The sequence below is a fragment of the Terrisporobacter sp. genome, assembly GCF_017888745.1.
Classification (GTDB): Bacteria; Bacillota; Clostridia; order Peptostreptococcales; family Peptostreptococcaceae; genus Terrisporobacter.
In genome coordinates this window covers 1-1,530 of record NZ_JAGHFM010000414.1, presented here as the reverse complement: position 1 = coordinate 1,530, position 1,530 = coordinate 1, and the positions used below count along the sequence as shown (strand labels likewise).

Genomic DNA, 1,530 nt, shown 5'->3' with positions numbered 1-1,530 from the left:
ATTCTAATATTCTATTTACCAACCAAATAGTTTAACATAGCCTATTAAATAAGTTTTTATGATAAAAATGTAATCATACATAATAATAGTAGTGATTATTTTGTCAATTTACAATAAAACTTTTATTTTTTTATATACTATTCATCATTATTGATACGTTGATTTATTGAGATATAAAAAATATAAACATTATGTTAAAATAGATTTCAGTATTGATAAAGAATTTTTGGAGAAATATAACTAATGAATTTAAAAGATAAGATAGATAACATGCCACAGTGTAGTGGTATTTATATAATGAAAGATGCTTATAACAATATTATTTATGTAGGAAAATCAATAAATTTAAGAAGTCGTGTAAAAAGTTATTTCAGAGAAAATTTAAATAGATCTCGTAAGATTGAAAGAATGGTTAAATTTATAAATGATATAGATTATATTACTACTGATACGGAGCTGGATGCTCTTTTGTTAGAGTGTGATTATATTCATAATATAAGACCAATGTATAACACTTTAATGAATAATTATGAAAAATATAAATACATAAAAATAGATGTAAATAGTCTAAATCTACTTGATGTGGTGGATGATAAAGATGAGAATGGAATTTATTTTGGACCATTTTCTATGAATAAAAGGTTATTTGCTCTTAGAGATTTTTTATTAGATTATTTTAAATTACCCATATGCAATACAAAAACAAAGTGTATTCGATACAATATAAAAAAATGTATAGGTCCTTGTAGAGTGAATACAGAAAAAGAATATAAAGAAATTTATAAGATTTTACTAGATACTTTCAATGGTAAGGATGATTTAATAAAAGAGTTGGAAGAAACAATGAAAAAAGAATCATCATCATTGAATTTTGAAAAAGCTCTACAAATAAAAAATAATGTGGAACTAATTAAAAGCATAAGTCATAAACAAAATGCCTTTGATTTGCTTAAGAAAAATCCAAAACTTATACTTTGGATAAAGATGGATGAAAAGAATTATAAATTATATTTTATTAATGGTATTAGTGTAGAGTTTAGTGATATCATTAACTTAGATAAATTTAAAGATGAAGACAGAAATAATCTGATAAATAAAATTATAGAGCTTATATTAAATGATGATAAAAAAGTAATATATAATAAATCTTATATTGATTATATTAATATTATTTATTCTTATATTTATAAAAATGAAAAAATTAATTATATACAACTTTAATTAGGAGGATTAAGAGATGATAGATTTATTAAAAAATAGAAGAAGTATAAGAAAATTTACAGATGAACCTGTTTCAAAAGAAGATGTGGAAAAATTATTAAAAGCAGGACTTTTAGCACCTTCATCTATGGGCAAAAAGCCTGTAGAACTTATAGTTGTGCAGGATAGAGAGACAATTTCTAAGCTAGAAACATGTAAAAAATATGGAACACTACCACTAAAAAGTGCCCCTCTTGCTATTGTAGTTATAGCAGATAGTGAGTTAAGTGATGTTTGGGTGGAAGATGCTTCTATAGTTTCTACTTTAAT

General features: G+C 23.2%; 2 protein-coding genes. Both read left to right on the top strand.

The features are described from left to right. Positions 1-243 precede the first annotated feature (243 nt). A complete protein-coding gene (locus J7G74_RS16615) occupies positions 244-1,221 on the top strand; it encodes a GIY-YIG nuclease family protein (protein WP_297137475.1) in 978 nt (325 codons plus the stop codon). Between the two features lie 16 nt (positions 1,222-1,237). Next, on the top strand, positions 1,238-1,530 hold a 293-nt coding region (locus tag J7G74_RS16610; protein WP_297137473.1), incomplete at its 3' end, for a nitroreductase family protein.

What these genes read in the sequence shown, in the direction of transcription:
- J7G74_RS16615 (WP_297137475.1), top strand. Translation starts at nt 244, where the DNA reads ATGAATTTAAAAGATAAGATAGATAACATGCCACAGTGTAGTGGTATT.